The sequence below is a fragment of the Rhodococcus zopfii NBRC 100606 = JCM 9919 genome (assembly GCF_001895025.1).
Taxonomy (GTDB): domain Bacteria; phylum Actinomycetota; class Actinomycetes; order Mycobacteriales; family Mycobacteriaceae; genus Rhodococcus; species Rhodococcus zopfii.
Map to the genome: position 1 here is coordinate 67,949 of NZ_BCXI01000007.1, position 24,332 is coordinate 92,280.

Consider the following 24,332-nt stretch of genomic DNA (forward strand, 5'->3'; position numbering starts at 1 on the left):
ACTTGTCACGAAGGAATATCGAACATGACGGACATCCGGGGACTGGGATATCTCAGGATCCAGACCACAGACATTGCACGGTGGCGCGAACTCGTCGTCGACGGACTCGGGATGGCGGTCGGGTCCGGGCCGGAAGCGGACGGGCTGTACCTGCGGATCGACGAGCGCCGCGCGCGCCTGATCGTGCTGCCGGGTGACAGCGACAAGGCACTCGCCGTCGGCTGGGAGGTCCGCGACCAGTTCGCGCTCGCGCGGGTGCGCGAGGCCGTGGAGAAGGCGGGCGTCACGGTCGAGGTGTTGTCGGAGCAGGAGTCGGCGTACCGCGACGCGGAGCAGGTCATCGCGTTCGACGATCCGGGCGGCGCCCGCGTCGAGGTGTTCTTCGGCCCCGTGCTCGACCACAGTCCGGTGGTGACACCGTTCGCGAGCCGATTCCACACCGGTGAGGAGGGGCTCGGTCACGTCGTGCTGCCGAGTTTCGCGTTCGACCGGGTGTACGACTTCTACACCGAGGTTCTCGGGTTCCTGCCGCGCGGCGCGATGCGCGTCGGCGGTCCGTCGGCACCGCCACCGGCGCGGCGGGTACGGTTCCTCGGCGTCAATCGCCGCCACCACAGCCTCGCGCTGTGCCCGGCGCCGCCGAGCGAACAGCCGGGCCTGGTGCACCTCATGCTCGAGGTCGATACCCTCGATGCGGTCGGTCAGGCGCTGGATCGGGTTCGTGCCCTGGGTTTCTCGATCTCCTCGACGCTCGGCCGCCACACCAACGACAAGATGGTCTCGTTCTACGTGCGGGCGCCCGGCGGCTGGGACATCGAATTCGGCACCGACGGCATGCTCGTCGACGAGACGTTCTACACCGCCGAGGAGATCACCGCAGACAGCTACTGGGGCCACGACTGGTCCGGGTCCGAACCGCTCGCCGCGTTCGCGCCGCCGAGCACGCGATCGTAGGGAGTGGAGAATGACCGATCCCACCGAACTTGTCGAACAGCTCGCCCGGCGCGTCGAACTGCTCGAGGACACCCTCGCGATCCAGCAACTCGTCACCACCTACGGGCCGGCCGTCGACAGCGGCTCGGCCGAAGCGGTCGGCGCGCTGTGGACCGAGGACGGTGTGTACGAAGTCGATTCGGGTGCGTACCGGGGTCGTGACCAGATCATGGCGATGGTGCGATCCGAGGCGCACCAGGGGTACATCCACGGCGGCTGCGGCCACATGCTGGACCCGTTGAACATCCGAGTCGACGGGGACACCGCGGTCGTCATCTGCCACTCCCAGTTGATCCTCAACACGGACAAGGGTTTCCGCGTGCAGCGCGTGACCGCCAACCGGTGGGAACTGGTGCGGATGGACGGCCGGTGGCAGGTGAAGCTGCGTATCGCTCGGGTCCTCGACGGTCGCGCCGACGCCCGCGACCTCCTCGCCGCGGGCGTGCGCTGACGCGGTTCTGCCGTCAGCTGCCGATCCCGAACGCGCCACGGTAGAACAGCATCGGCCGGTCGTCGTCGAGACATTCGAGCTCGACGACCCGGCCGATCACCACATCGTGGTCACCCGCAACGTGCACGTCGTCGATCTCGGCGTGCACCCGAAGAAGCACCCGCGGCAGGGCCGGCGTGTCCCAGCGCGACCTCTCCCAGCCCAGCCCGTCGAAGCGGGCGCCGCGGGACGACCCGAACCGGTCGCACAGATCCGTCTGGTCCTCGCGCAGCACGTTGATCGCGAATCGTCCGGTGCGCCGGATCCGCGGCCACGCCCGGCCCCGATGGTCCGCGCAGAACAGGACCAGCGGTGGCTCGAGGGACACCGACGCGAACGACTGACACGCGAAGCCGACCGGTCCGTCGTCGTCGAGTCCGGTCACCACCGTGACGCCGGTAGCGAAGTGGCTCATGGCATGTCGCATCTCGGCGGGGGAGACAACGTCGACGTCCTGCGGGTGACCGTATGGTCGCGACCGGGTATGCATGTGCCTCGACTCCGAATCGGTCCGGGGTCGCCTCGGACGGGCGACGCTCACGAATCCGAGCCTATGGCCGGACCCTTCCGGTCCCGCCGCGGATTCTCGCTCAGCGGACTTTCGCGGTCGCGCCGCGCCGGGCGGGCCACCCCCTGGGCGGGTCGATGGGACAATCGGACGCTATCGGAAGTGAAAGGGGATCGACAATGCCCAGGATCGGTGTGGCGCGGGACGGCGCCGAACCGTCTTCGGCGGACCAGCGGGAGCGGCACGTGCGGATCCTCGACGCGGCCGCGCACCTCGCGACCGAACACGACCTCGCGCACGTGCAGATGACCGAGGTCGCCAAGCGGGCCGGTGTCGCGATCGGAACGCTGTACCGGTATTTCCCGTCGAAGACGCACCTGTTCGTGGGTGTGATGCTGCATCGGCTCGAACGGTTCCCGGGGCGCCGTCCCGCGCCGGATCGCGCCTCGACCGCGCAGGACGCGATCTGCGCGACGCTGATCGACATGACCCGCGAGCTTGTCGCGCACCCGTCGCTCGCGCTGGCGATGTTGCAGTCCAACAGCACCGCCGTGGCCGCCGCGGTTCCCGATGCGTTGCGGATCGAGGAGCAGTTCCAGAACATCCTGATCGCCGCTGCGGGCATCACCGATCCCACCGAGGCGGACCGGGACGTGCTGCGGTTGCTCTCGATGCTGTGGTACGGCGTCATCATCGCGTTCCTCAACGGCCGGTCGAGTCTCGAGGGAACCGAACGTGATATCCGGCGCAGCTGCCGGCTGCTGCTGGTCCATCTCGCGGCGTAGCCGCCGGGGAGCACTTCGGGCTGTGTCGACGCCCCGAAGCGCTCACCGGGCTCTCACCTACCAAACCAAGCGATTGCTTGGTAAGTTGCTGGGGCGCCCCGCGGAACTGGGCGCACGAAATCGGAGTGGAGGCACGGATGGATCTGGGACTCGACGGCGCAGTCGTGTTGATCACCGGAGGTGTACGAGGTGTCGGCGCCGGCATCACCCGGACGTTCCTGCGGGCAGGCGCGACGGTCGTGACGTGTGCGCGCCACCGGCCCGAAAAGGGAATCGAAACCGACGGTCGCGCAGCCGAATTCCTCGAATGCGATGTGCGCGACCCGGACCGGGTCCGTGAACTCGTCGACACCGTCGTGGCCCGTCACGGCAGGCTCGACGTACTCGTCAACAACGCCGGGGGGTCGCCGTTCGCGCTCGCCGCGGACGCCAGCCCCAAGTTTCACGCCAAGATCGTCGAGCTCAACCTGCTGGCACCGCTGATCGTCGCGCAGGCCGCGAACGCGGTGATGCAGCAGCAGGACAGCGGCGGCTCGATCGTGAACATCTCGAGCGTGAGCGCGCACCGGCCCACGCCCGGCACCGCGGCCTACGGTGCCGCGAAGGCGGGACTCGACAGCCTGTCCAGCACCCTCGGCGTCGAATGGGCACCGAAGGTGCGGGTGAACTCCGTCGTCGTCGGCATGGTCGACACCGAGCAGTCGCACCTGTTCTACGGCGACGACGAAGGTGTTGCCGCGGTCGGCGCGACCGTCCCGGCGGGCCGGTTGGCCACCCCCGACGACATCGGCAATTGCGCCGCATTTCTTGCATCCCCGCTGGCGGCGTACGTCAGCGGATCCACACTGACCGTCCACGGCGGCGGCGAACGCCCTGCCTATCTGGCAGCGGCCCGAACGAAGGAGACAAAGTGAGTGGACTGCTGGACGGTCGCGTCGTCATCGTGACGGGCGCCGGGCGTGGGCTCGGCCGGGCTCACGCGCTGGCGTTCGCTGCGGAAGGCGCCAAGGTCGTCGTCAACGACATCGGTGTCGGCGGAGACGGTTCGGCGACCGGAGAGAGCCCCGGGGAGCAGGTCGTCGAAGAGATCCGTGCGGCCGGCGGCGAAGCCGTGGTCAACGGCGACGACGTCGCCGACTGGGACGGCGCCGCGAACCTGATCAAGACCGCGCTCGACAACTTCGGGCGCCTCGACGTGCTCGTCAACAACGCCGGGTTCCTGCGCGACCGCATGCTCGCGAACATGAGCGAAGAAGAATGGGACGCGGTCACCCGCGTGCACCTCAAGGGCCACTTCGCGCCGATGCGGCACGCGATGACCTACTGGCGGAACGAGGCCAAGGCAGGCAACCCCGTCGACGCCCGGATCATCAACACCAGCTCCGGTGCGGGTCTGATGGGCAGCATCGGCCAGGGCAACTACGCCGCCGCCAAGGCCGGAATCGCGGCACTGACGATCCAGGCCGCCGCCGAGTTCGGCCGCTACGGTGTCACCGTCAACGCGATCGCACCGTCCGCGCGGACCCGCATGACCGTCGGTGCCGGCGGAGCTATGGCCGAGATGATGGCCGCGCCCGAGGAAGGCTTCGACGCGATGGCGCCCGAGAACGTCTCGCCGCTGGTGGTGTGGCTCGGCAGCACCGAATCCAAGGACATCACCGGGCGCGTCTTCGAGGTCGAGGGCGGCAAGGTGTCCGTCGCCGACGGCTGGCGTCACGGCGACGTCGTCGACAAGGGCGATCGCTGGGATCCGAAGGAACTCGGGCCGGTCGTCGAGAAGCTGATCGCCGCGGCTCAGCCGCCGACTCCGGTCTACGGCGCATAAACCACCCGTGCGCGGTTCCGGTAGCGGGTGCTACCGGAACCGCGCACGAGTCGTCGTCTATGCGGGCGTGCGGATGATCAGGGTCGAACCGGGGAAATACGCGGCCAGTTCGGTGCGGGCCTGCTTGAGGGTCGCGGTGCCGTAGCCCTGCTTGCGCAGCGCGGGCCGGACCCAGATGCGGACCTCCACTTCGTGGCCGGTCAGCTCACCGAACGCGAATCCGACGGGCTTGGGCTCGTCCCCGGACAGATCCTCCGCGACGAGCCACATCGCGGATTCGTCGTCGATGCGTTCGGCCGCCGCGTCGCGTTCGCTCGCGATCCGGTCGTCGTCGGCCTCGCCGAGCTGGTCGGCGCAACGCTCCTTGAACAACTCCGTGTCCGTGGTGCTGTCGTTGATCGGCCGCATCCGGAAGTGCGCACCCGTCGCATAGGGGCGTTCGGCCGGCGTCCAGGTGAGCACGGCGTCGAGGTCCTCGAGCTCCGCGCGAATCTTCTTGCGTTCGGCCTTCGTCAGGCGGCGGAACGGCAGATTCAGCACGGCCTCTGCGCACTGTTCGTTCGTGTCGAGCAGTGCAGCGATCGTGGCGACCGCCTCGGACCGGTCGTTGCTCTCGACGATGGCATCGAGTACCTCGTGACGGCGTTCGAGCGCGCGCAGCAGGGCCGCGGCGATCTCGCGGCGGTCGAGGACCTGATCATGGTTCGTGGTTGTCATCGGGCGACATCCCTTCTCGAGAGCTGGCAGAACCCTTCCCAGTATCGCCGGTTCCGGCGACGTGGGAAGGGGCGAAGGTCAATCGCACACGACGACGGGGATCGTCCGGTCGGTCCACGATTGATACTTGTCGAAGTCCGGATACATCGCGACGAGTTCCGGCCAGTATCCGGCACGTTCCTCCGGCGTTGCGACGCGGGCGTGCATCGCCCGCACCCGCGACCGGATCTGGATCGTCACCTCGGGATTCGCCTGGATGTTGCGGAACCACAGCGGATGCTTGGGTAGCCCGCCCTGCGAGGCGACCAGCACGACGCGGTCGCCGTCCTCGAGGAACAGCAGCGGCAACGTCCGCGGCCGGCCGGTCTTCCGGCCCGTCGTGGTCAACAGACACACCGGGATTCCCCACGGAAAAGCACTGCCCACCCGCCACTTTCCACCGATCCGGCCACCGGTGGCGCGATAGGCCGCGACGTTGGCCCGCGACATCCACTTGATGATCGAGACGGTCCACTTCGAGTCCAGGCCGGACGGTGCGGCGGGTGGGCGGTTCACGTCAGATCCGCTCGATGATGGTGCCGGTCGCGAGGGCGCCCCCGGCGCACATCGTGATCAGCGCCGTCGACGCGTCGCGGCGTTCGAGCTCGTGCAGTGCGGTCGTGATCAGGCGCGAACCGGTCGAACCGACCGGGTGGCCGAGCGCGATCGCGCCGCCGTTGACATTGACCTTGTCCATGTCCGGGCCGTGGACCTGCGCCCACGACAGCAGCACCGCTGCGAACGCCTCGTTGACCTCGAAGAGGTCGAGATCGCCGATGCTCATGCCGGACTTCTCGAGGACCTTCGCGGTGGCCTGCACCGGGCCGTCCAGGTGGAACTCGGGCTCGGCGCCGACGAGTGCCTGCGCGACGATGCGGGCGCGCGGCTTCAGGCCGAGTGCCTTGGCCTTGTCCTCGTCCATGAGCAGCACCGCGGCGGCACCGTCGGAGATCTGCGACGAGGTACCGGCGGTGTGGATGCCGCCGTCCATCACGGCCTTCAGCTTTCCGAGGGACTCGGCGGTGGTGTCGCGCAGACCCTGGTCGCGGGTGACGGTCTGCTTCTCGCCGGTGAGGGTGCCGTCCTTGTCGACGACGGGTGCGACGACCTGCAACACCTCGCGGTCGAAGCGGCCTTCCGCCCACGCCTGCTTGGCCAGGGCCTGCGATCGGACGCCGAGGGCGTCGATGTCCTCGCGGGTGATCCCGCGGCGGCGCGCGATCCGCTCGGCGGCGCCGAACTGGTCGGGCATGTCGATGTTCCACGACGCCGGGCGGCGTGGGCCGGCGTGCTCACCGACGTTGGCGCCCAACGGAACCTGCGACATGGCTTCGACGCCGCAGGCGACGCCGACGTCGATGGCGCCGACTGCGATGAGGCCGGCGATCATGTGGTTGGCCTGCTGCGCGGAACCGCACTGGCAGTCGACGGTGGTCGCGCCGACCTGCCAGGGCAGTCCGGCATGCAGCCACGCGGTGCGGGTGACGTTGTTCGACTGGGCGCCGGCCTGGGTGACGCAGCCGCCGATGACCTGCTCCACGAGCGCCGGGTCGATACCGGCGCGTTCGACGAGTCCGCTCTGCGCGGCGCCGAGCAATTCGGCGGCATGCAGACCGGCAAGCCAACCGCCGCGCTTGCCGATTGGGGTACGTGCCGCCTCGACGATGACTGGTGTGCCCACGGCGGGCTCCTTTCTGATCCTGTCTTCGCAAAATAGAACAGGTTCTCCAGATCGACAAGGCGCGTCCGAGTCACCGGGACCCACGGATTCCTTGGCCTCTCGCCGTGGCTGTGCTTGAATAGATCTAGAACGTGTTCCACATCATGGTGCGTGGTGTACCGGCCAGGGCAGGAGAGAGTTCAGTGGTGGCGCAGCCCAACATTCCCGAAGACATCGACTTCACCGACCCCGACCTTTTCGCGGAGCGGATGCCTTTCGAAGAGTTCGCCGAGCTGCGCCGCACGGCGCCGGTGTGGTGGAACAAGAAATCCCCCGACAAGGGTGGTTTCCACGACGAGGGCTTCTGGGTCGTTTCCCGGCACGAGGAGGTCCGCGAGGTCTCCCGGCGCAGCGACGTGTTCTCCAGCTGGGAGAACACCGCGATCCCGCGCTTCAGCGACGACATGGAGCGCGCCAACATCGAGCTGCAGCGCCACGTCCTGCTCAACAAGGACGCCCCGGAGCACACCAAGCTCCGCAAGCTCGTCGCCCGCGGCTTCACCCCCCGCGCCATCAACGCCTTGCGCGAAGACCTCGAGACCCGGGCGCGCACGATCGTCGAAGCGGCCGCCAAGGAAGGCAACGGCGACTTCGTCACCCAGGTCGCGGCCGAGCTGCCGCTGCAGGCGATCGCCGATCTCATCGGTGTCCCGCAGGAGGATCGCACCAAGATCTTCGAGTGGTCGAACCAGATGACCGGCTACGACGACCCGGAGAACACCGCCGATCCGGCGCTCGCGTCGATGGAGGTGCTCGGCTACGCGTACCAGATGGCCGCGGCCCGTAAGGAATGCCCCGCCGACGACATCGTCACCAAGCTCATCGAGGCCGACATCGACGGCGACGAGCTCTCGCCCGAGGAATTCGGCTTCTTCTTCATCGTCCTCGCGGTCGCCGGCAACGAGACCACCCGCAACGCCACCACGCACGGCATGCTCGCATTCCTCGAGCACCCCGAACAGTGGGAGATCTTCAAGCGCGATCGTCCGAAGACGGCGGTCGACGAGATCATCCGTTGGGCGACACCGGTCACCTCGTTCCAGCGCACCGCCCTCGAGGACACCGAGCTCGGCGGCCAGAAGATCGCCAAGGGCGACCGCGTCGTGATGCTCTACGCGTCGGCGAACAACGACGAAGAGGTCTTCGAGAACCCGCGGGAATTCGACATCCTTCGTGATCCCAACCCGCACTTGGCCTTCGGTGGCACCGGTGCGCACTTCTGCCTCGGCGCGAACCTGGCCCGCATGGAGATCGAGATCATCTTCAACGCCATCGCCGATCTCGTCCCGGACATCACCAAGGTTGCCGACCCCAAGCGCCTGCGCTCGGCGTGGCTCAACGGCATCAAGGAATTCGAGGTCGACTACAAGACCGAGGGCGGCTGCCCCGTCAAGCACTGACCCCCGCAGCTCCCGGTGATGGGAACCTTCGTTCGGACAATCCGAATGATGGTTCCCATCAACCATTTCCGGGGAAGTCGAGGTCGAGGCGGCGCAGGTCCTCGGGAGTGTCGATGTCCGCGGCGTCTGCCAGCGACGAACAGTCGAGGCGGCGCACGCGATCGCAGTTCCGGGCCAGGAACGACCGGGCGCCCTCGTCGCCGGTGGCCTGCGCGGCGGCGGCGACCGCATCGGCGCGGTCGAACACGACGGGGTGTCCGGGCCGGTCGCCGAACACCGGCAGCGTCACCGTTCCCGGTTGGTGCGCCGACAGCACGGTCCGCACGAGCTCGGCGGTGATGCCGGGGAAGTCCACCACGGTCAGCGCCACCGTGGAGTGCCCGGCCGACGCGCCGACACCCGCCCGCAGCGACGTCGACATGCCCTCCGCCCACAACGGATTACGCGCCACGGTGATGTTCGGGTCGCATTCGGCGGCGACCTCGTCGCCGTACGCGCCGACGACCACGACGACCTCGTCGCAACCGCCCTCGCGCAGCGCATCGGCGACGGTATGCAGAAGGGGACGGCCACGGTGGGGCAGAAGCGCTTTCGCGCGACCACCCAACCGTGAACCGTCCCCTGCAGCGAGAACGATCCCGGCCACGGTCATGGGCCGAGGATACCGGCTACTCGACGGGACGGGCCGTCTTCATGGCCCGTTCGACCTCCCAGAACGCGCGCAGCGACAGGATCTTGCCGTCGCCGTCGACCCGGTACACGAACACACCCTCGGCGTCGATGACGGTGCCGGCCAGCGTGGTGCGGATCGTGCCGATGTTGACGCACTCGTCGCCGCACACCAGCACGTCGTCGACGAGGAACTCCAGCTTCTCGGTGTTCGCGATCGTCATGTCGTAGAACGCCGCGATCGCGTCCCGTCCGCGGTGGCCCTTGCCTTCCGGATCGAAACCGGACGGACCTACCGGGTCCTCGACGCACGCGTCCTCGGCGAACAGCGCCAGCCACTCGTCCTTGCGCCGCGCGCCGGCGGCGGTCTGCGACGCGCGCGCCGCGATCCGGGCGGGATGTTCCTCGCTCATACCGCATCCTTTCCGTGAATGTACTTGTCGGCGAAGCGGTGCAACGACTCCAGCTTCGCCTCGAGGGGCGAGTCGAAGCCGTGGCCGTCGAAGATCCAGGGCACCACGATGATGTCGGTGACCCCGGCATCGGCGAGTTCGGCGTAGCCGGACGACCCGAACCGGTCGACGGACACCACCTGGATCTCGAACGGAAGGTCGCTGCGGCCGTACTCGGCGCGCAGCACCCGCAGTCGGTCGATCACGGCGGTCAGGTCGTCGAATTTGATCATCGCCGACGTCCAGCCGTCACCGACCCGCGCCGCGCGACGCAACGCCACGTCGGTGTGCCCGCCGATGTAGAACGGCACGGGTTTGCTCGGCGCCGGGCTCATCTGCAACCGGTCGAAGTCGAAGTACTGGCCGTGGTGTTCGACCATGCCGCCGCCGAGGATCAGCTTGATGACCTCGATCATCTCGTCGACACGTTTGCCCCGCCCGGCGTACGGCGCGCCGCACCATTCGAATTCCTCAGGTGCCCAGCCGATTCCGACGCCGAATCCGAACCGGTTGCCGGTGAGGTTCGCGACCGACCCCACCTGCCGGGCGAGCAGCACCGGATTTCGGGAACCGAGCTTGAGCACCTGGGTGTAGAACCCGATCGTCGAGGTCACCGCCCCCATCGCCGCGGCCGCGATCAGCGGATCGACCCACGGGGTGTCCTCGGTCCACATCCGCGAACCGTCGGGGGTGTACGGGTAGTCGACCGTCTGCTTCTCCATGAAGAACAGCGAATCCGGCAGTGCGATCGACGAGTACCCGCACTCCTCTGCGGCCCGCGCCAGTTCGGGGAGCTGGTCCAGAGGCGTCATCGCGACGCCGACGGAGAACTTGACCATGAAGCTGTCCCTTCTAGTGCGTCGGCCGCTCGGACGAGACGACCCACATCGAGAAGTACTGGGATCCACCACCGTACGCGTGTCCGAGCGCCTTGCGTGCACCGTCGACCTGATGCTCGCCTGCCTTGCCCATCACCTGGATGGCGGCCTCCGCGAAGCGGATCATGCCGGACGCGCCGATCGGATTCGACGAGAGCACGCCGCCGGACATGTTCAGTGGGATCCGACCGCCGATCGCGGTGTCTCCGGCCTCGGTGAGCTTCCAGCCGGAGCCTTCCTCGGCGAAACCGAGATTCTCGAGCCACATCGGCTCGAACCACGAGAACGGCACGTAGATTTCGGCGCAGTCGATCTCGGTGATCGGGTCGCTGATGCCCGCGTCCCTCCACAACGCCGCCGCGGCGACCCGACCCGCCTGCGGGTTCACCTGGTCGCGACCGGCGTAGGTGGTCGGTTCGGTGCGCATCGCGGTCGCGTGGATCCACGCGACGCTGTGCCCGGCGGATTCGCGGGCCGTGGCGGTGTCGGCGTCGCCGATCACCACGGCGCAGGCGCCGTCGGAGGACGGGCAGGTCTCGTCGTAGCGGATCGGGTCCCACAGCATCTGGGATGCCTGCACCGATTCGAGGGTGATGTCGGGCTGCTTGAGATGCGCATACGGGTTCTTGGCGCCGTTGAGGCGGTCCTTGACCGCGACCATCGCGCCGATGTGCTCGGGGGCGCCGGACCGACGGATGTACGAGCGGACGTGCGGCGCGAAGTAGCCGCCGGCGCCCGCGCCGACGGGCATCGTGAACGGAACGGGGGTGGACAGCGCCCACATCGCGTTCGATTCGGACTGCTTCTCCCACGAGACGGCCAGCACGCGGCGGTGCACGCCGGACTGCACGAGGCTCGCGGCGACGTTCGCGGTGGAGCCGCCGACGGATCCGGCGGTGTGCACGCGCAGCATCGGTTTGCCCGTCGCGCCGATCGCGTCCACCATCGCGAGTTCGGGCATCATCGAGCCCTCGAACAGGTCGGGTGCCTTTCCGATGACGACGGCGTCGATGTCGTCCCAGCCGACCTGCGCGTCGAGCATGGCGCGGTCGATGGCCTCGCGGACCAGACCGGACATGGAGACGTCGTGCCGCTTGGCGACGTAGTGTGTCTGTCCCGTTCCGAGGACGGCTGCCGGTTGCTTGGCCATATCAGTTACGTCCCTCCAGAACGGCTACCAGATTCTGTTGCAGCACAGGACCACTCGTCGCATGGGCGAGTGCGCGGCCGGCGCGGCCGTCGATGATCGCTTGCGCGGCGTACCCGATGCGTTCGAGTCCGCCGGAGAACATCGGGTTGCCGGTCAGGGGGCCACCCGACGGGTTGATCACCGTGGAATCGCCCAGGCCGATCGCCTCACGCAGGATCAGTTCCTGGTGGGTGAACGGCGCGTGCAGTTCGGCGATGTCGAAGGCGGTGTCCCCGCCGGTGACGGCCCGGGCCGCGGCCTGCGCGGACGGGGCGACGGTGAGATCGCGGGCGCCGAGGTTCGGCGAGTCGATGCGGTGCTCGATGCCGGTGATCCACGCCGGGTTCTCGCACAGTTCACGGGCACGGTCGCCGGACGCGAGGACGATCGCGGCGGCGCCGTCGGTGACGGGCGCGCAGTCGTGCTTGCGCAGCGGATCCGCGACGAACGGCTGCGCGAGCAGTTCCTCGACGTCGAGGTCGCCGCTGAGCTGTGCCTTCGGGTTGTTCCTGGCGGCGGCGCGGCTGCGCACCGCGACCTCGGCCATCCGGCGTTCGGTCCACTTGCCGGACTCGAGACCGGCACGGGCCTGCAGGCCGGCGAGGGAGAGCGAGTCGACGCCGAGCGGTGCGACCAGGTACGGGTCGAGCTGCATGGTGAGCGTGCGGCGCAGGGTGCCCGCCGAGGACTTGCCGAAGCCGTACACGAGCGCGGTGTCGACCTCGCCGGTGATCAGCTTGACCCACGCCTCGTAGAGGGCCCAGGCCGCGTCCATCTCGACGTGCGACTCGTTGATCGGCGGCACGGCGCCGATCGCGTCGATCGCGGAGATGAACGAGAAGGCGCGGCCGGCCAGATAGTCCGACGAGCCGGAGCACCAGAAACCGATGTCGGACTTGGTGATTCCGAGATTCGCGTACAGCTCCTGGAAACACGGGATGAGCATTTCGACGCCGTTGGTGGTGCCGGTGGTTTCACGCACGTGGGGTGCGTGGGCGAAGCCGACGACTGCGATGTCTGTCATGGTTCCCGGTGCTCCCTAGAGGTGGTGTTTGAAGGTGTCGTAGTCCGCATCGGGTTCGCCCGTGGGACGGAAGTATTCGATGTTGCGCAGGGTGTGCCCCCACTCCTCGCGCGGTCGCCACTTGGCCTGGACACGCATGCCCATGCGCACATCGGCGGCGTCGCACTCGAGGATCAGGTGCAGGAACGGGATGTCCGCGCCGTCGAGCAGCACATAGGCCGCGACGTAGGGCGGTTTGATCTGCTGGCCCAGGAACGGGACATTGACGATGCAGAACGTGGTGACCGTGCCCTTGTCGGACAGTTCCACCTGCTCCTTGGTGGGGATGCCGTCGGTCGGGCTCGAGCCGCGGGGCGGGACGTAGACGGGGTCGCCCGGGCCGGTGCGCCCGCCGATGATCTTGCCCTCGGCAAGGCCACGCAGGTAGTAGGACTCCTCGGCGGAGGCGGTGTGCTTGTAGTACAGGTCGATGGGGGTGACGATCATCGAGACCGGATCCCCCTCGTCGGCCTGCGGCGCTTCGGTGGCCTCGCCTGGTTCGAACGCGGCGATGTCGTTGATGTGGCCGACACGCTCGTCGGCCCAGCGCACCCGCACCCGCATGCCGGTCTCGATGTCCTCGGGGGATTCGACGTCCACGGCGTGCAGGATCGAGGAGTCGGCGCCGTCGAGACGGATGAACGCCCACGCGAACGGGCGGTCGAACGGCTGGCCCGGCAGCGGAAGCGCGTTCCACGTCCAGCTGAGGACCGTTCCGGTCTGTCCGACCTCGACGAAATCCAGCAGCGGCTCATGGGTGGCCGGGTCGTACTCCGGCGGCGGAACGAGCACCCGCCCGTCGGATCCGCGGGCCCCCACGATCCGGCCGTTGCGCAGACCTGTGACGAAGGCTCCCACGGTCGGTCCGGTGGATCGGGTGTAGTCGAACTTCAGATTCAGTGGTGCGCTCAGCGGTGGCTCGACAACCGCGCTCTTTCCCAGGCTCACAACTTCGAGTAGAACAGGTTCTAGGATTTGAGGCAAGGGTAGCGTCCGACCAGGCCGGTTCCGCGCCGACAACCACTGCGAAAGGTGCCATATGAAACTGGGATTGCAGCTCGGCTACTGGGGCGCGCAGCCGCCCGCGAACGCACCGGAACTCGTTGCTGCCGCGGAGGCCGCGGGCTACGACGCGGTGTTCACCGCGGAGTCCTGGGGTTCGGACGCGTACACCCCGCTCGCCTGGTGGGGATCGGCGACCGAACGGCTGCGTCTGGGCACCTCCGTCGTCCAGTTGTCGGCGCGCACACCGACCGCCACCGCGATGGCGTCGCTGACCCTCGACCACCTCAGCGGCGGCCGACACATCCTCGGACTCGGTGTCTCCGGGCCGCAGGTCGTCGAAGGCTGGTACGGGCAACCGTTCGCCAAGCCGCTCGCGCGCACCCGCGAATACGTCGACATCGTCCGAAAGGTCCTGGATCGCAAGGAACCGGTGACGAGCGACGGGCCTCACTACCCCATGCCCTATACCGGTGAGGGTGCGAGCGGACTCGGCAAGCCGCTCAAGCCGATCACCCATCCGCTGCGCGCCGACATCCCGATCTGGCTCGGTGCCGAAGGGCCGAAGAACGTCGCGCTCACCGCGGAGATCGCCGACGGCTGGCTCGCCATCTACTACTCGCCGCGGCTGGCGCCCATGTACAACAAGTGGCTCGACGAGGGCTTCGCCCGCCCCGGTGCCCGCCGTACCCGCGAGGATTTCGAGATCGCGGCGACGTGCCAGGTCATCGTCACCGATGATCGCGCCGCCACCCTCGCTGCGCAGAAGCCGATCATGGCGCTGTACATCGGCGGCATGGGTGCCCCCGAACTGAACTTCCACGCCCAGGTGTACCGGCGCATGGGTTACGACGCGGTCGTCGACGAGGTGACCGAGCTGTTCCGATCCGGCCGCAAAGATGCAGCGGCCGAGGCTATTCCGGACGAGATGGTGACCGAGACGATGATCGTCGGCAACCGGGACGAGGTTCGGGACGGAGTGCGACGGTGGGAGGATGCGGGGGTGACGATGCTGCTCGTCGCCTGCCGCGACGCCGACCACGTGCGGTCGCTGGCGGACGTCGTGCTGCGCTGACTGTCCGCTACTGTCCGCCTCCGGCGGATCCGAGCGAATGTATCCTTCGTCTCCTTCAATCGACTGGGTGTACCACTCGCTCACTCCACATTGCGGGAGAACCCGCCCGAGTCGGGTAGTTGTCCACAGGCGGGCAACTTCTCCACAGCTTCGGCGGTAGTGGTGCTTTCGGCGGCTCAGCGTCGCTACCGGCATCGCATGATCGGTCCATGAGACGAGGGGAGTGGGGCGAGGATCCCGAGATGCTGATCCGGATCGCGAACCGCGGGATCATCGCCGACGCGACGCTACGGAGGAACGGGGTGTCGGGTTCGGCAATCCATCAGCGATGCAGACCCGGTGGTCCCTGGGAGCGCGTGCTTCCGGGGATCATCCACCTGCGCAATGGCCGGCTGAGCAACCGTCAGCGGTCCGTTGCCGCGTTGATGTACGGCGGCGACACGGCCATCCTGACGGGACGTGCGGCGCTACGTGAATACGGATTCGAAAGCGCCGCTCACGACGCCCACATCCTGCTCCCGGCGGACCAGCGCATCCAGTCGAAAGGATTCGTGCTGGTAGAACGTACGCACCGCATGCCGGAACAGGTGAGTCGCCAGGGGCTTCGCTGTGCGCCACTCGTTCGTGCCGTTCTCGACGCGGCACGTCGTTGCACGACACTCGACGCGACGCGTGCGTTGATCGCCGAAGTCGTGCAACGGAGAGCGGTGACGGTCCCGGAGTTGTCGGAGGAGCTCGAGGTCGGGAGCGGTCGAGGTTCGGCGTTTCCCCGGACGGTGCTGCGGGAGGTCGCGGCGAACGTACATTCGGTCCCGGAAGCGCACGCACGGAAACTCTGGTTGCGCAGTGGGTTACCGGAGATGGTGTTCAACCGGGACGTCGTCGATGCCCACGGCAATTTCGTCGCGCGTCCCGACGGCTGGATCGACGAGGTCGCGATGGCGTGGGAGGTCGACTCGCTCGCATGGCACCTCTCGCCGGCCGACTACAAGAGGACGCTGGAGCGCCGGACGAGAATGCAGGGTCTGGGCATCATCGTTCTGGCGACCGCGCCCAGTGCACTTCGGGACAGCCCGGATCGGGTTGTGGCCGAGTTGGTCCGGCACTTCGAGTTGGCGCGGTCGCGTCCACGTCCGAACGTTCGAGTCGTGATTCCCGGCGAGTGAACCGGGCATCCCGGCTGCGACACCCTCCCCGCACTCCCTGCATGTGAACGAGTGGTACACCCAGTCGATTGAAGGAGACGAGGGATACATTCGCTCGGACCGCCGGAGGCGGACGGGCACCCGGAGGCGGACGGGCACCCGGAGGCGGATGGGCACCCGGAGGAGAAAGGGGAGTGCGGGAGGGGGAGGTGGACGACGAGAAGATCAGGCGCCGGTGAATTTCGGCGCGCGCTTCTCGGCGAAGGCGCGGGGGCCTTCCTTGGCGTCGGCGCTCTTGAACACCGCGGCACCGAGTTCGGCGTCGATGCGGAAGGCCTCTTCCTCGTGCATGCCTTCGGTCTTGCGGATGGTCTCGAGGATCGCCTGGACGGCGAGGGGGCCGTTCGCGGAGATGGTTTCGGCGATTTCGAGGGCCTTGTCGAGTGCTCGGCCGTCGGGGACGACGTGACCGATCAGCCCGATCTCCTTCGCCTCGGGCGCTTTCAGGTGGCGGCCGGTGAGGAGGATGTCCGCGGCGATCGTGTACGGGATCTGGCGGACCAGGCGGACCGCGGAGCCGCCGAGCGGGAACAGTCCCCACTTTGCCTCGGACACACCGAATTTGGCGCTCTCCCCGGCAACGCGAATGTCGGTGCCCTGCAGGATCTCGGTGCCACCGGCGATGGCGGGGCCCTCGACGGCGGCGATCAGGGGCTTGGTGAGCCGACGGCCCTTGAGCAGGGCGGGGAGCTTCGACAGGTCCCAGCCGCCGCCTTCGAATTTGTCGCCGGGGGCGGACTTGTTCATGTCCTTGAGGTCGGCGCCCGCGCAGAACGCGCCGCCCGCGCCGGTGAGGATCGCCACGCGGATCCCGGGATCGCTGTCGACGCGGTCCCACGCCTCGGCCATGATCCCCATCATTTCACCCGACAGGGCGTTGCGGGCCTCTGGACGGTTCATCGTCACGATGAGTACGTGGCCGCGCTGCTCGACGAGGCAGTGCGGTGCGCGTTCCGAAATGTCCGAAGATTCGGTGGTGCCGGAGGGCGCGGTAGTGGACACTGAGAACTCCTGAGGTGTTGTGAACTGGATCTCATTCAGCTCTTGTCAGAAACGGTAACACGTTCTACTTTGTTGGCGTGGCCCTTAACATCGCAGACCTCGTAGAGCATGCAATCGACCTCGTTCCGGACCGCGTCGCGCTCGCGGCGGAGGGTCGCGAGATCAGCTATGCGCAGCTGGAGGAACGAGCCAACCGACTTGGGCACTACCTGCTCGAACACGGCGTCGAGCCGGGTGACAAGGTGGGCATCTACTCGCGCAACACCATCGAGGCCATCGAGGCCATGATCGCGGTGTTCAAGATCCGCGCCGTGATGGTCAACGTCAATTACCGATACGTCGAGAACGAGTTGCAGTACATCTTCGACAACTCGGACATGGTGGCGCTGGTGCACGAGCGTCGTTACTCCGACAAGGTCGCGAACGTGCTGCCCTCCGTCCCGCACTTGAAGACCGTCCTCGTCGTCGAGGACGGCACCGATCTCGACTACTCGGCCACCGGGGCGGTCGAGTACGAGGCCGCGCTTGCACAGAGCTCGCCCGGGCGGGACTTCGGTGAGCGCAGCCCCGACGACCTGTACATGCTCTACACCGGTGGCACCACCGGCTCCCCGAAGGGCGTCATGTGGCGGCACGAGGACGTGTGGCGCGTGCTCGGCGGCGGCATCAACTTCGCCACCGGCGAATACGTCCAGGACGAGTGGGATCTCGCGAAGCAGGGCGCCGAGAACGCCGGCCTGGTCCGCCTGCCGATCCCGCCGATGATCCACGGCGGCGCGCAGTGGGCGACGTTGCAGGCGCTGTTCGGCGGCGGCAAGGCCGTTCTGCTCGCCGAGTTCAGCGGCCACGCTGTGTGGCAGACCATCGACGAGCACAAGGTCAACCTCATCTTCATCACGGGCGACGCGATGGCGCAGCCGATGCTCGACGCCCTCGACGAGGGGCACCCGGAAACCGGTCAGCCCTACGACCTTTCGAGCCTGTTCTTCATCGGCTCGAGCGCGGCGCTGTTCTCGCCGGCGCTGAAGGACAAGTTCCTCGACCTGCTGCCGAACCGGGTGATCTCCGACTCCATCGGCTCGTCCGAAACCGGCTTCGGCGGCATCGGATTCGTTACCAAGGGCCAGTCGCATGTCGGTGCGCCCACGGTCAAGATCGACGCGTCCACCTCGGTGCTGGACGACGACGGCAACCCGGTCGAGCCGGGCTCGGGCAAGATCGGTCAGATTGCCCGCAGCGGCCACATCCCGATCGGCTACTACAAGGACGAGGCCAAGACCGCGGCCACCTTCCGTGAGATCAACGGCGTCCGCTACTCGATTCCCGGCGACTACGCGACGGTCGAGGCAGACGGCAGCGTCACGATGCTGGGCCGTGGTTCGGTCTCGATCAACAGCGGCGGCGAGAAGATCTATCCCGAAGAGGTCGAGGCGGCCCTCAAATCGCACCCCGACGTGTTCGACGTCCTCGTCGTCGGTGTTCCCGACGAGCGCTGGGGCCAGCGCGTCGCCGCGGTCGTCGCGACCCGCGACGGCCGGCGTCCGTCCGCGAACGCGCTCGCCGACGCGTGCCGCACCCTGATCGCGGGATACAAGGTGCCGCGCAGCATCTGGTACGTCGACGAGATCAGGCGGTCCCCGGCCGGCAAGCCGGACTACCGTTGGGCGCTCGAGCAGACCGATTCGCGTCCCGCGGACGACGACTACGCCAACAGCTCCGCGGCCGCGGCCGGATAGAAGGGACCGCGGATGCAGACCGACCTCAGCAAGAAGTTCGGAATCGACTACCCGATCTTCGGGTTCACCCCGTCGGAGCACGTGGCCGCGGCGATCAGCCGGGCCGGTGGGCTCGGTGTCCTGGGGTGCGTGCGGTTCAACGATCCGGACGAGCTCGACGCGACGCTCACCTGGATGGACGACAACACCGACGGCAAGCCGTACGGCGTCGACATCGTGATGCCCGCCAAGGTGCCCACCGAGGGCAGTGCCGTCGACCTCGACAAGCTCATCCCCGCGGAGCACCGCGCATTCGTCGACCGCACCCTCACCGAACTGGGGGTGCCCCCGCTCGGGGACGACGCCGAACACGCCACGGGCGTGCTGGGCTGGCTGCATTCGGTGGCGCGGTCGCACGTCGACGTCGCACTCGCACACCGTCCGGCGCTGATCGCCAACGCGCTCGGCTCCCCGCCGAAGGACGTCATCGACCTCGCGCACGAACACGGTGTCCCGGTCGCGGCGCTCGCCGGCGCCGTCGACCACGCGAAGCGGCACGTCGAGAACGGCGTCGACATCGTCATCGCACAGGGATACGAGGCCGGCGGCCACACCGGCGAGATCGCGTCGATGGTGCTGTGGCCCGAAATCGTCGACGCGCTCGGTGATTCCGCGTCGGTGCTCGCCGCCGGTGGCATCGGCTCCGGTCGCCAGATCGCGGCGGCGCTGGCGCTCGGAGCATCCGGTGTGTGGATGGGCTCGTATTGGCTCACCACGTCCGAGTACAAGCTCGGCGGAGCGGACAAGGGACCCACCGCGATCCAGCGGGCGCTGCTCGCCGCGACCTCCGCGGACACGGTGCGCTCGCGCATCTACTCGGGCAAGCCCGCGCGGCTGCTCAAGACGAAATGGACCGACGCGTGGGCGAAACCCGACGCGCCGGCGCCGCTGCCGATGCCGCTGCAGAACATTCTCGTCAGCGAGGCGCACCAGCGGATCTCGGCGGGCAGCGACCCCGAGGTCGTCGCGATGCCTGCGGGACAGATCGTCGGCCGCATGAACGAGATCCGGCCGGTCGCCGAGATCATCGCCGAATTGGTGGCGGAATACGACAGGACCGTCGACCGCCTCGACGCGGCACGCTAGAAGACCCGGGGGAGGGTGCAGTGCCCGGGACGGAGAATCCGTCCCGGGCACTTGCGTGCCGCGACTCGATGGTCACGGCCGGGGAAGCACCTCGACGACGCCGTGCGCGCCCTTCTCGGCGTCGGTCATCGCGTGCGTGACGAACGGATAGCGACCCGGCTCCGGAAACTCGAGCTCGACGAATCCGCCTTGCGCCGGGAACAATCCGAGGGTCTGCGCGCCGCCGGTGCCGGGCCGCAGCCGATACTCGCCCTCGGACCACACCGTGTCGAACTGCCCGCCGACCACGTGGAACGACGTGCCGCGGTCGGGACCTGCGGGCAGCACCCAGATCCGGACGCGTTCACCGGCACGGGCCTGCAGCGGAGCGTGGTCGTACTGATTCGCGTACCCGTTGAACACCACCAGGTCCGGGGTTCCGGCGGCAAGCTTCGCGGCGTCCACCTCTCCGCCCGGGGTACCGAGATACAGCTCCGATTGCACGAGAACGTATTCGCGGTCCACCCGAGGCAGTTCCGGGGGATCGATGATCACCGCACCGAACATGCCGTTGGCGATGTGCACCGACATCGGCATCGTCGAGCAGTGGTACAGCCACATTCCGGCGCGGGTCGCGGTGAACCGGTACACCAGCGACTCGCCCGGTGCGATCGTGCGCATCGGACGGTCCGGGGCGAGCGCACCGGCGTGGAAGTCGATCGAATGCCCGATCGTCCCGTCGTTGACGAGCGTGATCTCGAAGACGTCGCCGATCCGGCCGCGCAGCGTCGGACCGGGGGCGGTGCCACCGAACGTCCACAACTTCTGCGTGATCCCCGGCGCCACCTCACGCTCCACCTCCGAGACCGGCAGTGTGATCCGGTGATCGGGCCGCGGTGCCGGTGCGGTCGCGTCGTACGGGACGAACCCGGGGCCGGGGTCGATCGTGAGGCTACGCGAGACGTCCACGGTGTCCGCCGTCGCGGTGTCGTGTCCGCTGTGCGGTGCGGGTGCGTCCCCGTCGGTGCGAACCTGCAGCGTCATCCCCATCTGGCGGTGACCGGCGACCGAGCACCAGCCGTCGACGGTGCCGCCGATCACCCCCGCATCGAGGACGGCGGATTCTCCCGGCGCGATCCGGCCCGTGCGCTTTCCGTCGGCCAGCACCAGATCGTGCCGATCCTCACCGGAATTGACGAAGTCGATCACCAGACGGTCACCCGCCGGGACGTCGAGCACGTTCGGCACGAAGTGCATGTCCTCGACGCGCACCTGGATCTCGGTGGTGTGTCCGGTCTCCGCGACCTCCACCGCCCCGACACTCGAAATGCCCACGGCCGCCGGGTCGGCCGCGACACCGCCGGCCGCGGCGAACACCACCACGCCGACACCGGCGGCCGCGATGCCGAGCCGCCGCGCAGCCGGCACGGGCTCACGCAGCCCCGGTGCGGACGGCACGCCCCGCATGCGGCGGGCTGCCAGCACCGCGCGCACGACCAGCGGCAGGAACGACGCGAATGCCACCAGCACCAGCATCGAGCACACCACGCGCACGAGACTCGGCACCGGCAGCACGCACAGCACCAGTCCCGCGTTCGCGACGGACAGCCGCCAGGGGGCGCCGCGTTCGAGTTCGGTCATCGCGGCCTGCACCGCCGCCCGGCCCCCGATGACCACGGGAGTCAAGTAGGTGAGGGCGCCGAGCAGCACCTGCGCGACGAACCCTGCGAGCAACGCCGCGGTCACCGCGCTCGCAACCTCGGTGGCCTCGAACGCAGTTGTCGCGGTCGCCAGGCCGACCGTCAGGTACACCAGGACGCCGAACAGCCACAGCACACCGGCCAGCACCGACAGGGTCGCGAAGTCGCCGGGATGCTTGCGCCGGATCTCGTCGAGGTGCGGCTCGAGCACGTAGCCAGCGGCGGCCAGATAGCCCAGGACGCCGACGGCCGTGACGACGGGCTGCCCCGCGATCGCACCGGCGACCCCGACCGTGAGCGCCGCCAGCAGCGCCGGCAGACCACGTCGCGCGGCGTCCTCGACGCGCTTCGCCATACGCGTGCGCAGCATCGTCGGCCACAGGGTGACGAGGGTGCCGAGCACGGTGAGGCCCACCCAGCCCAGAACGTTGACGGCCGCGTGCGCGAGGATCAGTCGCTCGTGCGCTTCGCTCGGCAGCCGGGAATCGGCCATCGCCACACCTATTCCCGCGCCGACCGGCAGCAACGCCGCGGCGGCGACGTAGTAGCGCACGGTGTGTCCGAACCGGGACGGCAACGCCGACCGCAGTCGGCGCAGCAGTGTCGTGCCGTGCCACAGGGCAACGACCGCGACGACGCAGCCGCCGACCAGCACGGCCGGCCACCATCCGGACATCATCCCGGCGACCACGGCGACCGCACCGGCATTGAACATCAGCAGGCGCGCGGTGTCGGCGCGCCGCGAACCCGCCGGACGACGCAGCAGCGCATCGGTGAAATGGCCGCTCCAGATCAGGATCGCGTTGCTCACCGCACCGAGACCGAGCACGTGCACGAGCAGCCAGCCGGACTGCGGAATCCACCGGTGCCCGAGGGACACGACGACGAGCGCGGCCAGCCACGCCACGACGACCGATCCGGCCCGGAGATGCCAGTTTCCGCGTTCGTTCACGCCGGAACCTCCTGACGTGCGGGCCGCAGCGAGGAGCCGGCCGCGACGACGGCGAACGCGAGGATCGCGACGACGCCGAGCGCGCCGCCGGCGGTGACGGCAGGGTCGATGCCGCGCACGTCACCGACCGCGATGCGTAGCAACAACGACAGGTGCAGCAGCACCACCGGTCCGTACAGGAGCGGGGTGTACGGCAACGGGCGGCGCACCACCGCGGGAAGAATCACGGGGGCGTGCGCCATGATCATCGAGATCACGAAGCCGAGCATCACCGAATGCACCACCGCGTCGTAGCCGGGACCGGACGGGACAACCCCGACGAGAAGCCAGGTCAGCGCCGGGACCATCAGCCAGCAGTACCCGGCGAGCAGGGACACGGCCATGTAGCGGGTCAGCCCGGCCGCGCGGACGGTGCGGCGCGCGACGTCGAAGCGCGCCAGCCAAACGACGAGGGCGAGCAGCGCGGCGCCGAGCAGCGGATAGCCGGCCGACGGCCACAGCAACGTGCCGACGGTGCCCGCCACGATCGCGCACGAAATCGCGACCAGCAGCGGTTCGGCGCGGGTCCCGAGTGTCGCCACCCGGGCCAGTTCCAGGCGTTCCCCGGCGATGGTGAGGATCAGGAATGTGCACAGCCACGGCAGCAGTTGGGGGACCGGGATGTGCGCGAGCCACAGCAGTGCGGACCCGGCCCCGAGAACGGCGCCGCCGGCCTGGACGAGGACCGCGGGGTCCGCGGCCCGGCGCCACAGCGGCACATAGACCGCGACGAGCGCCGCGGTGCCCGCGAACAGCAGCACTCCCGAAATATTCTGTGGTGCAGGGGAGACCATCACGATCCCGCCGACGCCGAGCAGCAGCGGAGCGAGGTATCCGGCGCGACGGCCCAGCGCGACCGCACGTTCGAGCGCGACGGCCGTCCCGACGAACCCGAGCACCAGCAGGATTCCGTGTATTTCGGGCAGTCGTGCGGTGTCGATCGGGGCGGGCAGGTCGAGCAGCAGCAGCGCGGCGTCGAGGCCGGCGAGCAGGGCCAGCCCACCCGGAATCAGCAGCAGCACGCGGAGCGGGACGGGTGTCATCGTGGCACCCGGCCGTCGAGCAGTGCGGGGCTGGGAAACGCCGGATCGGGCAGGAACAGCCGGCATGCCCCGGGCTCGGCGAAGGGCAGCAGGTCGAGTCCGGGTCCGGTCGCGGCGCCGATCTCCTCGAGCGCGCCTTCGACGATGCCCAGGTGTACCTGGCACACCACGGTGGGGTAGCGGCGCGCGGCATCGAGCAGTGGGCACTGCCGCAGTGCGATGCCGCCTGCGCGGCCGGCGTCGTGCGGATCGAACCCGAGCCGGGTGAGCAGAGCGAGCGCCGATCCGCGCGGATCATCCGGGCTGCAACCGGATTCGCGCGCGAGTTCGTGACCCCAGTCCCGGCCTGCGGCGCGGGCGTCGGTCACCGGGTCGAGGCTGGTGCGCGCGAGGTGTCCGGCGAGGGCGATGGCGAGTCCCGCGTACTCGCGGCTCGCGGGGCTCGGGTCGGCGGCCGGGGTCGACCGGAACACCTTGGCGGGCCGGCCGCGTCCGCGGGCGGGTTCGGTGGTGGTTTCGGCGAGGCCGTCGGCGACGAGTGCGTCGAGGTGTTCGCGCACCGTGTTGGGGTGCAGGCCGAGGCGTTCGGCGATGTCGTTGATCCGGGTGGCGCCGTGGGCGCGGACGTCGTCGAGGACGGTGATCCGTTGCGGCGACAGAGCCGGGAGCGACGCCGCTGCGGGCGTCGGTCGGGGCCCGAGGAGGAGATCACTATTTTCCACGGAAATAACTGTAGTAAATTGGTG

Annotated in this window: 24 protein-coding genes; 10 read left to right on the forward strand and 14 right to left on the reverse strand. The window is 68.6% G+C overall.

The window, feature by feature from the left end; translation table 11 throughout:
* Positions 1–24: 24 nt before the first annotated feature.
* Positions 25–954, forward strand: a complete 930-nt coding sequence (gene bphC, locus RZ1_RS04295) for a biphenyl-2,3-diol 1,2-dioxygenase (protein ID WP_072809545.1) — start codon at positions 25–27, stop codon at positions 952–954.
* Positions 955–964: 10 nt separating this feature from the next.
* Positions 965–1,444 carry a nuclear transport factor 2 family protein gene (locus RZ1_RS04300; RefSeq protein ID WP_072809547.1) on the forward strand — a complete coding sequence of 160 codons (480 nt, stop codon included), beginning with the start codon at positions 965–967 and terminating at the stop codon, positions 1,442–1,444.
* Between the two features lie 13 nt (positions 1,445–1,457).
* On the opposite strand, the gene RZ1_RS04305 is transcribed toward RZ1_RS04300, so the two are convergent.
* Positions 1,458–1,973, reverse strand: coding sequence for a flavin reductase family protein (locus RZ1_RS04305; protein ID WP_072809549.1), 516 nt, complete (start codon positions 1,971–1,973; stop codon positions 1,458–1,460).
* A gap of 197 nt (positions 1,974–2,170) precedes the next feature.
* On the opposite strand from RZ1_RS04305, the gene RZ1_RS04310 reads away from it, so the two are divergent.
* From RZ1_RS04310 to RZ1_RS04320, 3 genes are all read left to right on the forward strand, one after another.
* Positions 2,171–2,776, forward strand: coding sequence for a TetR/AcrR family transcriptional regulator (locus RZ1_RS04310; RefSeq protein ID WP_072809550.1), 606 nt, complete (start codon positions 2,171–2,173; stop codon positions 2,774–2,776).
* Between the two features lie 137 nt (positions 2,777–2,913).
* Positions 2,914–3,690: an SDR family oxidoreductase gene (locus tag RZ1_RS04315; protein ID WP_072809552.1), complete on the forward strand. Its 777-nt coding sequence runs from the start codon at positions 2,914–2,916 to the stop codon at positions 3,688–3,690.
* Positions 3,687–4,601: an SDR family oxidoreductase gene (locus RZ1_RS04320; protein WP_072809554.1), complete on the forward strand. Its 915-nt coding sequence runs from the start codon at positions 3,687–3,689 to the stop codon at positions 4,599–4,601. Before RZ1_RS04315 ends, RZ1_RS04320 begins: the two co-directional genes overlap by 4 nt.
* Positions 4,602–4,658: 57 nt before the next feature.
* Here RZ1_RS04320 and RZ1_RS04325 read toward each other — a convergent pair whose 3' ends face one another.
* The 3 genes from RZ1_RS04325 to RZ1_RS04335 all read right to left on the reverse strand — a co-directional run bounded on the left by RZ1_RS04325 (position 4,659) and on the right by RZ1_RS04335 (position 7,038).
* On the reverse strand, positions 4,659–5,318 hold the full coding sequence (locus tag RZ1_RS04325; RefSeq protein ID WP_072809556.1) for a GNAT family N-acetyltransferase: 660 nt from the start codon (positions 5,316–5,318) through the stop codon (positions 4,659–4,661).
* Between the two features lie 78 nt (positions 5,319–5,396).
* Entirely contained in the window at positions 5,397–5,873 is a 477-nt protein-coding gene (locus RZ1_RS04330) for a nitroreductase family deazaflavin-dependent oxidoreductase (protein WP_072809558.1), read from the reverse strand.
* Between the two features lies 1 nt (position 5,874).
* A complete protein-coding gene (locus tag RZ1_RS04335) occupies positions 5,875–7,038 on the reverse strand; it encodes a steroid 3-ketoacyl-CoA thiolase (protein ID WP_072809560.1) in 1,164 nt (387 codons plus the stop codon).
* 185 nt (positions 7,039–7,223) lie between these two features.
* On the opposite strand from RZ1_RS04335, the gene RZ1_RS04340 reads away from it, so the two are divergent.
* Positions 7,224–8,477, forward strand: a complete 1,254-nt coding sequence (locus RZ1_RS04340; protein WP_072809562.1) for a cytochrome P450 — start codon at positions 7,224–7,226, stop codon at positions 8,475–8,477.
* Positions 8,478–8,535: 58 nt separating this feature from the next.
* On the opposite strand, the gene RZ1_RS04345 is transcribed toward RZ1_RS04340, so the two are convergent.
* Genes RZ1_RS04345 through RZ1_RS04370 form a run of 6 tightly spaced genes read right to left on the reverse strand, consistent with a single transcriptional unit; the run spans position 8,536 to position 13,676 of the window.
* Positions 8,536–9,129, reverse strand: coding sequence for a nucleotidyltransferase family protein (locus tag RZ1_RS04345; protein WP_072809563.1), 594 nt, complete (start codon positions 9,127–9,129; stop codon positions 8,536–8,538).
* Positions 9,130–9,145: 16 nt separating this feature from the next.
* The gene (locus tag RZ1_RS04350) at positions 9,146–9,559 is read right to left on the reverse strand and encodes a nuclear transport factor 2 family protein (protein ID WP_072809565.1); all 414 of its coding nucleotides are present in this window, start codon (positions 9,557–9,559) and stop codon (positions 9,146–9,148) included.
* Complete coding sequence (locus RZ1_RS04355; RefSeq protein WP_072809567.1) at positions 9,556–10,437, reverse strand: TIGR03619 family F420-dependent LLM class oxidoreductase; 882 nt, start codon at positions 10,435–10,437, stop codon at positions 9,556–9,558. Before RZ1_RS04355 ends, RZ1_RS04350 begins: the two co-directional genes overlap by 4 nt.
* 13 nt (positions 10,438–10,450) lie before the next feature.
* The gene (locus tag RZ1_RS04360) at positions 10,451–11,626 is read right to left on the reverse strand and encodes a thiolase family protein (protein WP_072809569.1); all 1,176 of its coding nucleotides are present in this window, start codon (positions 11,624–11,626) and stop codon (positions 10,451–10,453) included.
* A gap of 1 nt (position 11,627) precedes the next feature.
* The gene (locus RZ1_RS04365) at positions 11,628–12,689 is read right to left on the reverse strand and encodes a thiolase family protein (RefSeq protein WP_072809571.1); all 1,062 of its coding nucleotides are present in this window, start codon (positions 12,687–12,689) and stop codon (positions 11,628–11,630) included.
* Between the two features lie 15 nt (positions 12,690–12,704).
* The gene (locus tag RZ1_RS04370) at positions 12,705–13,676 is read right to left on the reverse strand and encodes a Zn-ribbon domain-containing OB-fold protein (RefSeq protein ID WP_072809572.1); all 972 of its coding nucleotides are present in this window, start codon (positions 13,674–13,676) and stop codon (positions 12,705–12,707) included.
* Between the two features lie 91 nt (positions 13,677–13,767).
* Between RZ1_RS04370 and RZ1_RS04375 the strand changes: the two genes are divergently transcribed.
* The gene (locus RZ1_RS04375) at positions 13,768–14,805 is read left to right on the forward strand and encodes an LLM class F420-dependent oxidoreductase (protein ID WP_072809574.1); all 1,038 of its coding nucleotides are present in this window, start codon (positions 13,768–13,770) and stop codon (positions 14,803–14,805) included.
* A 209-nt stretch (positions 14,806–15,014) separates the two neighbouring features.
* Entirely contained in the window at positions 15,015–15,971 is a 957-nt protein-coding gene (locus RZ1_RS04380) for a hypothetical protein (protein WP_072809576.1), read from the forward strand.
* 204 nt (positions 15,972–16,175) lie between these two features.
* On the opposite strand, the gene RZ1_RS04385 is transcribed toward RZ1_RS04380, so the two are convergent.
* Entirely contained in the window at positions 16,176–17,012 is an 837-nt protein-coding gene (locus tag RZ1_RS04385; RefSeq protein WP_072809577.1) for a crotonase/enoyl-CoA hydratase family protein, read from the reverse strand.
* Positions 17,013–17,089: 77 nt separating this feature from the next.
* Here RZ1_RS04385 and RZ1_RS04390 point away from each other — a divergent pair, with 77 nt between their 5' ends.
* Both RZ1_RS04390 and RZ1_RS04395 read left to right on the forward strand, forming a co-directional pair.
* Positions 17,090–18,748 (forward strand): acyl-CoA synthetase, encoded by a 1,659-nt coding sequence (locus tag RZ1_RS04390; RefSeq protein ID WP_072809579.1) that lies wholly within the window; start codon positions 17,090–17,092, stop codon positions 18,746–18,748.
* A 12-nt stretch (positions 18,749–18,760) separates the two neighbouring features.
* Positions 18,761–19,873 (forward strand): NAD(P)H-dependent flavin oxidoreductase, encoded by a 1,113-nt coding sequence (locus tag RZ1_RS04395; RefSeq protein WP_072809581.1) that lies wholly within the window; start codon positions 18,761–18,763, stop codon positions 19,871–19,873.
* Positions 19,874–19,945: 72 nt separating this feature from the next.
* Here RZ1_RS04395 and RZ1_RS04400 read toward each other — a convergent pair whose 3' ends face one another.
* From RZ1_RS04400 to RZ1_RS04410, 3 genes are read right to left on the reverse strand one after another with little or no spacing between them, the layout of a single operon-like run.
* Positions 19,946–22,504, reverse strand: coding sequence for a multicopper oxidase domain-containing protein (locus tag RZ1_RS04400; RefSeq protein WP_072809583.1), 2,559 nt, complete (start codon positions 22,502–22,504; stop codon positions 19,946–19,948).
* Positions 22,501–23,586: a DUF8744 domain-containing protein gene (locus RZ1_RS04405; protein ID WP_072809584.1), complete on the reverse strand. Its 1,086-nt coding sequence runs from the start codon at positions 23,584–23,586 to the stop codon at positions 22,501–22,503. Before RZ1_RS04405 ends, RZ1_RS04400 begins: the two co-directional genes overlap by 4 nt.
* Positions 23,583–24,308, reverse strand: a complete 726-nt coding sequence (locus RZ1_RS04410; protein WP_072809586.1) for a helix-turn-helix transcriptional regulator — start codon at positions 24,306–24,308, stop codon at positions 23,583–23,585. Before RZ1_RS04410 ends, RZ1_RS04405 begins: the two co-directional genes overlap by 4 nt.
* Positions 24,309–24,332: the final 24 nt, after the last annotated feature.